Annotated in this window: 6 protein-coding genes and 1 pseudogene; all 7 read left to right on the top strand. The window is 71.1% G+C overall.

From position 1 onward, the window contains the following. The first annotated feature begins 75 nt into the window (after positions 1-75). The gene (locus tag AB0M20_RS16845; RefSeq protein ID WP_364298994.1) at positions 76-1,815 is read left to right on the top strand and encodes a GGDEF domain-containing protein; all 1,740 of its coding nucleotides are present in this window, start codon (positions 76-78) and stop codon (positions 1,813-1,815) included. 140 nt (positions 1,816-1,955) lie between these two features. Further along, entirely contained in the window at positions 1,956-4,013 is a 2,058-nt protein-coding gene (locus AB0M20_RS16850; RefSeq protein WP_364298996.1) for a hypothetical protein, read from the top strand. Positions 4,014-4,034: 21 nt separating this feature from the next. Continuing rightward, positions 4,035-5,846 (top strand): endonuclease/exonuclease/phosphatase family protein, encoded by a 1,812-nt coding sequence (locus tag AB0M20_RS16855; RefSeq protein WP_364298998.1) that lies wholly within the window; start codon positions 4,035-4,037, stop codon positions 5,844-5,846. Positions 5,847-5,949: 103 nt separating this feature from the next. Further along, positions 5,950-6,312, top strand: a complete 363-nt coding sequence (locus AB0M20_RS16860; protein WP_364299000.1) for a metalloregulator ArsR/SmtB family transcription factor — start codon at positions 5,950-5,952, stop codon at positions 6,310-6,312. Further along, the gene (locus AB0M20_RS16865) at positions 6,309-6,791 is read left to right on the top strand and encodes an SRPBCC domain-containing protein (protein ID WP_364299002.1); all 483 of its coding nucleotides are present in this window, start codon (positions 6,309-6,311) and stop codon (positions 6,789-6,791) included. The genes AB0M20_RS16860 and AB0M20_RS16865 overlap by 4 nt, the downstream gene beginning before the upstream one ends. After that, positions 6,778-7,368 carry a TIGR03086 family metal-binding protein gene (locus tag AB0M20_RS16870; protein ID WP_364299004.1) on the top strand — a complete coding sequence of 197 codons (591 nt, stop codon included), beginning with the start codon at positions 6,778-6,780 and terminating at the stop codon, positions 7,366-7,368. Before AB0M20_RS16865 ends, AB0M20_RS16870 begins: the two co-directional genes overlap by 14 nt. Before the next feature lie 157 nt (positions 7,369-7,525). After that, a pseudogene (locus tag AB0M20_RS16875) lies at positions 7,526-7,967 on the top strand (carboxypeptidase regulatory-like domain-containing protein); the annotation flags it as partial.

A 7,967-nucleotide genomic window follows, 5' to 3' on the forward strand; every position in this document is an offset into this window, starting at 1 on the left:
ATCAAATTTTGTTTTACTTTTTTATATCTACTCAATCTATCAAAAGTCGGCGCGGCGGAACGGCTCGCGCTCTCGATGACGGGCGGGCCCGGCCGGCTGCTGCGGCTGATCGCCAAGGCCGGCGCCAAGTTCAGCACCGTCTCGGACTTCCGGGCGCTGCGGGTGACCCGTGGCGCGGCGGTCCTCGAATACCGGTTGCACGACGGGCACCGGCCCAGCCGCTTCGACTGCGACTACACGCTGGGGCTGCTGAGCCAGGCACCGGTGGTGTTCGGCCTGCCTCCGGCGTCGGTGACGCACCGATCGTGTCAGGTGCGTGGCGCGGCGGCCTGCCGCTACGAGGTGAAGTGGCGGCCGTCCCCAACCCGGTGGGCGCCCTGGCGGCGCGGCGTCGACCGCGACGACGTGCTGGAGTCGGCCATGCTGGGCCAGCTGCGGCAGCTGCAGACCACGGTGGCCGAACTGGTCGCGGCCCACGACCCGGCGGTGGCGCTGGCCACGGTCGCCGACCGCGCCGGGTACGCGGTCAACGCTCACGCCTTCCTGCTGGTCGCCGGCCCGGCCGACGCACCCAGCCAGGTGCACAGCTTCGGTCTGTCGGCGGCGGAGCTGGAGGCCTACACGCTGGACCCGGCCACCCCGCTCCCGGGCCCGGGGCGGCTGGTCGCCCGGATCGCCTCCGCCCAGCACGACTACGGGTACCTGGTCGCCTTCGGTCACGACTTCTTCGACTCCGACCGGGAACTGCTCGACGCGTACGCCAACCTGGCCGCCGTCACGCTCGACACGCTCAGCGCGGTGGCCACCGCCGCCGCCCGCCAGCGCACCGCGGAAAGCCTGCTCGCGCTCTCCAGCTCGCTCACCCGGGCGCGGTCGCGGACCGAGGTCGCCGAGGTCGCCGTCGTCGCCGCGCACGCGATGATGTCGGCCGACCGGGCGAGCGTCCTGCTGCTCGACGACGACGCCACGATGCGGATCGCCGCGCACGTGGGCTGGCCGCCGGAATTCGCCGAGAAGCTCGCGGCGCTCACCGTCACCTCGGCCGACACCGACTACGTCGCCACGCTCCTGAACCGGCCCGACCTGCCCCAGATTCACGACCGGCGCAGCGAGGACCCGTTCATCCGCCGGGTCCTCGACGAGTTCGAGCTGGACTCCATGGTCGTGGTGGGCATCGCCCTGCCCGGCCAGCTCTTCGGGATGATCGTGGCCAGCTTCGCGGGTCCGCAGAGCGCCGCCGTGGGGCGGCGGTTCGTCGTCGACATGGCCGGCGCGGCCAACCAGGCGGCCACCGTGCTGCGCGGCCTGGAGCTGCGGGAGCAGATGTGGCGGCAGGCGCACCTGGACCCGCTGACCGGCGTACCGAATCGCCGGGCCTTCATGACCGCGTTGACCGACGCCCTCGTCGCCGACGGCGCCCTGCTGTTCATCGACCTCGACGGGTTCAAGGCGGTCAACGACAGCCTCGGTCACGCCGCCGGCGACCACCTGCTGACCGTCGTCGCCGATCGGCTGTCCGCGGCCATCGGCGACGGGGACCTGCTGGCCCGGCTCGCCGGCGACGAGTTCGTGGTACTCGCCCACGGCGTCCACGACACGACCGGCCTCGCCCGGCTGGCCGACCGCCTGAAGTCGGCCTTCGCGGAGCCGGTCCTGCTGGGCGACACCGCCGTACCGGTGGGCGCGAGCATCGGCACCACGCTGTTCACCGCCGGCCAGGACTGCCAGGACGTCCTGCACCGCGCCGACACCGCGATGTACGAAGCGAAACGGGAGTCGTCGCGTCGCGACCTGCTGGCCGGCCTCAGACCTTGAGCGCAAGCCGGCGATCAGTTGATCGCTATCAGTATCGATCTATTCACCTTGTGTGTTGACATTGGCTCAGGGCTGGCCGACGCTGAAGTGACTTCGGCCGCCGGATCGGCAGACCCGGCATGCATGGAGGGACCACCGCCATGTCCCTGTCGATGCGCCACCGATTCCACCGCCCCTGCCTGTCCGCCGTCACGGTCGCCGCAATCCTCCCGCTCGCCGCGGCCATGGTCCTCGCCGTGCCCGCGGCGCAGGCCGCGCCGATCACACCCGACGCCGACGCCCTCGACGGCGCCTGCGCAACGCTGCGGGTCTACAACGGATCCACCCCGGTGGGTTACGTGGTGCGCAGCGGCGCGGGCTACGGCTTCACCTCCTCCGCCTCCGCCGCCACGTCGTTCCGGCTGGAGGCCACCCAGCTCGGCCGCTACGAGGTGTTCGGCTCCGACGGACGGCCGGCGTACCAGAGTGTCATCGGTTTGATCCTCGCCGGCGACTCGTACGGCAGCCGGGCCGACTTCACGGTGACCAAGGCCGGCGACCGGTACCGGTTCACCGCGACGGCCACCGGTCAGGTGATGGGCTCCTTCCTGGGGAGACTGAGCGCGGCCGGCTCGTCGTACACCGTCGCCCTGGCCACCGCGACGGGCTGCTACACCGCACCGGACATCGATCCCGGCGTCAGCGGCACCCCCGCGCCGGGCGTCGACGGCAACGGCCGGCTCGTGGGCACCATCGACGCGCACGCGCACATCACCGCGGCCGCTGCGTTCGGCGGCCGGATGCACTGCGGCGAGGCATGGGCGTCCGGCGGAGTGCAGACGGCGCTCGCCGGCTGCGACACGCACCGCAGCCTCAACGTGGGCGCGCTGTTCGAGGCGATCGTCGGCGGAACCGATCCGGTGAACTCGCCCGAGGACGGCTGGCCGACCTTCGGCGACTGGCCGCAGCACAACTCGTTGCTGCACGAGCAGTCGTACTACCGCGGCATCGAGCGCTCCTGGCGGGCTGGGCAACGGGTGCTCAACGCGCTGCTCGTCGCGAACCGCGCGATCTGCGAGCTGTTCCCCTACCGCGACACCTCCTGTGACGAGATGGACCAGATCCGGGTCCAGTCCCGGTACCTGCACTCGATGCAGGACTACATCGACGCGCAGAACGGCGGCGCCGGCAAGGGCTGGTTCCGCATCGCCACCACGCCGGCGCAGGTCCGGGACATCGCCGCGCAGGGCAAACTGGCCGTGACGATCGGCGTCGAGAACTCCGAGATCTTCGGCTGCCGCGAGATCAACGACGTCCCGCAGTGCACCACCGCCCAGATCGACGCCGGCCTGGACGAGTTGCAGTCGATCGGCGTCTCCGGCCTCTACCCGGTGCACAAGTTCGACAACGCCTTCGGCGGCACCCGGTTCGACGCCGGCCTCAGCGGGGCGTTCGTCAACCTGGGCAACCTGCTGTCCACCGGGCACTGGTGGACCGCGACCAGTTGCAGCGGCCCGTCCGACAACGAGCAGCCGCTGGTCAGCGACGACCTTGTCCGGCTGCTGAGCTTCGGCGTCGTGAACCTGCCGCCCGGCGCCGTGCTGCCGGTCTATCCCAGCGGCAAGATCTGCAACACCCGCGGGCTGACCAGCCTCGGCCGCTATCTCATTGCGCAGATGATGGACCGCGGCATGATCATCCACGTCGATCACATGAGCGTGAAGACCGTGCAGGCGGTGTTCGACATGGCCGCGGCGGCCGGCTATCCGGGCGTGACCTCGGTGCACAGCTGGTCCGATCCGGCGATGATCGACCGGGTGCTGGCGCTGGGCGGGTTCGTGGCGACGTACGCGAACTCCGTACCCGAGTTCCTCGGCGAATGGCGCGCCAACCGCACCGCGCCACACGGCAGCGCCATCACCGGCTACGGCTACGGCACTGACGTGAACGGCCTCGGCGATCAGGCCAACCCACGTCCGGACGCCGCGGCCAACCCGCTCGTCTACCCGTTCACCGCGCTCAACGGCACCACGGTGACCAAGCAGGTCTTCGGAACGCGGACCTTCGACGTCAACACCGACGGCGCAGCCCAGTACGGCCTGTTCGCCGACTGGTCCACCGACCTCATCCAGCAGGCCGGCGGCGACAGCGCCCTGCTGCGACAGCAGCTGATGTCCGGAGCCGAGGCCTACGTCCGGATGTGGGAGCAGGCCCGGTAAGTACTTGGCTACTGTCCCCGCATGGATTTTCGTGGCGTCTCGCGCCGGGCCTCCATGCTCGCGGTGGGAGTCCTGCTGTTCGTCGACGTGCTCCGCGTCTGGTTGCCGTCGATCATCACGATCTTCGGGCAGGCGGCGTCGACCCCGGCGTGGCTTCTGAGCGCCTTCGCGCTGGTCTGGCTGCTCGGTGGCTTCGCCGCACCGCCGCTGTGCCGCCGGCTCGGCGCGCGGCAGGTCGCCGTGGGATCCGCGGTGCTCCTCGGCGCGGCCCGGGCCGCGCTGCTGTTCGTCCACGGTGGTCAGCCGCAGCTCTACCTCGCCTCGGTCGGCCTGCTGGCGGGAGTCGGCTGGCTGGCCGCGTCGGCCGACAGCGGCGCACGGGTGAGCCCGGGCGTGCCGCTCGGGATCGCCGCCGCGAGCGTCCAGCACGCCCTGCTCGGCATGGTCGACCTGAGCTGGCGCACCAGCTGGTGGGCGTGGCTGCTCGGGCTCGCGGAGGTGGCCGTGTTCCTGGTCCTGGCCTTCGTTCGCCGGGACGGTCCGGATTCGCCTGCGGGCGGCTGGTTCATCGTCGGGCCCGCCCTGCTGCTGGCCGGCATGCTCGCCGTTTCGCCGGCCGTCAACTCCGCCGCACTGTCCTACCTGGGCGCCGACCGGCCGTTGCTGTACATCCCGGTCAGCATCCTGGCCGCGTTGCTCTTTCTGTGGTCGGCCGCCAGTCCGCGCCAATGGCTGCGGCCGGCCGCCGGGCTGGGGCTCGTCGCCGGCACCGTCATTTTCGGGTACGCGGACGGCCGCTGGCTGTGGCTTGCAGTTCTGCTCGCCGCACCGTCGCTGGGCGCCTGCGTCGGACTCGCCGCGGAACGCACGAAGCACCACGGTTATGCGCTCGTCGGCGGGATCGCGGTCTTCGGAATCGGCGCGATCGCGTACTACGCGTCCTACGACATCGGCTATCCGAACCAGTGGGTGCCCATCGCCGTCGGCCTTGCCGCAGCGGTCTACGCCTGGACCGCGCCGAGCCCGGCACCGCGCACCGTGATCCGGCCGGCCGTGGTGGTGAGCGCCGTCGTGCTGCTGGGCGTGTCGACCGGCCTGGCCGCAGTGGCGCAGCCGAGCGGACTGCGGCCGGGGCCGGAGCAGCCCCGGCTGCGGCTCGTCACGTACAACATCCGGATGGGCTTCGGACTGAACGGAAGGTTCGATCCCGACGCTATCGCCCTGGCGATCGCCGCGGAGCGGCCTGATGTCGTCGCCCTGTCCGAGGTCGACCGCGCGTGGTTGCTCAACGGCGGCCACGACGACCTCGCGCTGCTCGCGCGCCGGCTGGACATGCGCTCCTACTTCGCGCCGGCCGCCGACTCGGTCTGGGGCGACGCGATACTCACCCGCCTGCGCGTCGGCACGGTGCGCAGCGTGATCCTCCCGGCCGCCGGCGCGCCGACCGGTGCACAGGCGCTCGGCGTCACCGTGCCGGTCGCCGGTCGGCAGTGGACCGTGGTGGCGACCCATCTGCAACCACCCCCGGACGCCGGCCCGGACGCTCAGGCCCGGGCACTGGCCGAATTCGCCAGGAGCTTCGGTGGCGGCCCGACCGTGGTCGCCGGCGACCTGAACATCGCGCCGCAGAGCACCACGATGGGCCTCCTGCGCGACGGTGGGCTGGCCGACGGACTGGCGCCCTTCCGTCCGGTGCCGACCTTCCCGGCGGACCACCCGGTCGAGGAGATCGACCACGTACTGGTGACCGACGGATTGCGGGTGACCGATGTGCGGGTGGGCACGACGACTGCGTCCGACCACGCGCCGGTGGCGGTGACGCTGCAGGGATGAAGTGCAGCCCTGGGCTTTCAACCCAGTGGTTGACAGGTCCATGGCGCCGGCCCTACGGTTCGTTTCAACCAGCGAGTTGAAAGACTGAGCCTGTGAGGTGCCGATGGCGGTGGACGAGCTGTCCCGGATCTTCGCGGCCCTCGCGGACCCGACCAGGCGCGACATGGTGGCCCGGCTGGCGGCCGGCGACGCGACCGCCAACCAGCTCGCCGAGCCGTACCGGATGTCGCTGCAGGCGGTCTACAAGCACGTGAAGGTGCTCGAGGACGCCGGGGTGGTGAGCCGGCCGCCGGGGCCGCAGCCTCGCGCGGTGCGACTGGAAGCGGAGGTCTTCGACACGATGGACCAGTGGATCGAGCGCTACCGGCGCCAGGCGGAGGAACGCTACCTCCGTCTGGACGCGGTCATCGCGCGACTGAACGAGACCGGTACCGGCAACGACGAGCAGGACGGAAGCGCGGCATGAGCACCATCACCGAGACCACGATCGAGGCCGACCCGGGCCTGCCGATCATCCGCTTGAGCCGCGAGTTCGCGGGCACCCCCGGGCAACTGTTCCGGGCGCACACCGATCCCGTGCTGTTCGCAGAGTGGATCGGGCCGAGCTCGCTGCAGACGCGGATCGAGCAGTGGGACGCGCGTACCGGCGGCAGCTGGCGGTTCGTGTCCACCCGCGACGGCGAGGAGTACGCGTTCCGAGGCTGCTTCCACGAGGTCCGGGCGGACCGCATCGTGCAGACGTTCACCTACGAGGGCGACCCCGACGCAGTGGCCCTGCAGACCATGTGGTTCGACGACCTCGGCAACGGCCGCAGCCGGCTGCGCACGCAGTCGCTGATGGAGAGCTTCGAGACCCGGGACGGATGGCTCAGGAGCGGCATGGAGATCGGGATCAACCAGGGATACGCGAAACTCGAGGAGATGCTCGCTGATGGCACTGTCTGAGCTGCCCGCGGAACGGCACAGGGAGATCGGGCGCACGTTCACGGATCGGGTACGGGGAACCCGGGCCTGGGACGTGCCCTCACCGGTGGCCGAGTGGACCGCCCGCGACGTGGTGCGCCACCTGACGGAGTGGTTCCCGCCGTTCCTCGCCGGCGGCAGCGGCGTCCAGCTGCCGGCCGGACCGAGCGTGGACGACGACCCGGCCGGCGCGTGGCAGGCACAGTACGACGCCGTGCAGGCGCTGCTCGACGACCCGGCGACCGCCGGCCTGGTCCTGAGCAACCGGCACATCGGCGACGTGCCGCTGGACCGCGCGATCGACCAGTTCTACACCGCCGACGTGTTCATGCACACCTGGGACCTCGCCCGCGCCACCGGCCAGGACGACCGGCTCGACGCCGGCTTCTGCGCCGAGCTGCTGGCCGGGATGGAATCGATCGAGGAGGTCATGCGGTCCTCCGGGCAGTACGGGCCGCGGGTGCCGGTGAAGGACGACGCCGACGCGCAGACCAGGATGCTCGGCTTCATCGGCCGCGACCCGGGCTGGGCGCCGCCGACCGCCACCGTCCGGGAGTGATCGGCCGACGGCCATGACGCCCAGCACGTTGGCTCGCGCTATCCACCCGAGACAGGCATAGTGGCCCGCGGTGTCCTAGGTCGCTTGCCGGAGAGAAGGGTGGCTGTTCGTGACGACGCGCTTACGTAACCGGTGGATCCGAACCACCTCTGTGCTGGTGCCGACCGGTTTGCTGGTGGTGACCGGTACCGCGCTGGCGGTGTCCGCGACACCGGTGGCCGCCGCGTCGCCGGCCATCCGCATCGAACGGGTGTCGTCGGACAACGTGCGGTCCGGCGAGTCGGTCCGCGTGCGGTTCCGGGTGACGAACAACAACGAGCGCGGCACCGATCGGGCCTTCGTGGCCGTCTCCGGCGGTCTGCGGTGCACCGCCGGATGTGCCGCGTCCGCGAACCTCAAGGCCGGCCAGAGCAAGAACTTCACCGCCACGGTCGTCGCGCCCAGGGTGCGCCCGGGTGAGGAGACCGGCCTCAACCTCGCGGTCACCGTGCGGATCGGCGTGCAGACCGGATTCGCCAACAAGCTGATCCTGGTCCGGGGCGCGGACAAGCCGTCCACCGCGGTGAGCCGGGTCTCGGGCCGGGTCCGCGACGCCGACG

Source organism: Actinoplanes sp. NPDC051633 (genome assembly GCF_040681735.1).
Taxonomy (GTDB): domain Bacteria; phylum Actinomycetota; class Actinomycetes; order Mycobacteriales; family Micromonosporaceae; genus Actinoplanes.

Excerpts from the sequence above, each read along its gene's own strand:
- AB0M20_RS16845 (WP_364298994.1), top strand. The coding sequence starts at position 76 with ATGACGGGCGGGCCCGGCCGGCTGCTGCGGCTGATCGCCAAGGCCGGC.
- AB0M20_RS16850 (WP_364298996.1), top strand. The coding sequence starts at position 1,956 with ATGTCCCTGTCGATGCGCCACCGATTCCACCGCCCCTGCCTGTCCGCC.
- AB0M20_RS16855 (WP_364298998.1), top strand. The coding sequence starts at position 4,035 with ATGGATTTTCGTGGCGTCTCGCGCCGGGCCTCCATGCTCGCGGTGGGA.
- AB0M20_RS16860 (WP_364299000.1), top strand. The coding sequence starts at position 5,950 with ATGGCGGTGGACGAGCTGTCCCGGATCTTCGCGGCCCTCGCGGACCCG.
- AB0M20_RS16865 (WP_364299002.1), top strand. The coding sequence starts at position 6,309 with ATGAGCACCATCACCGAGACCACGATCGAGGCCGACCCGGGCCTGCCG.
- AB0M20_RS16870 (WP_364299004.1), top strand. The coding sequence starts at position 6,778 with ATGGCACTGTCTGAGCTGCCCGCGGAACGGCACAGGGAGATCGGGCGC.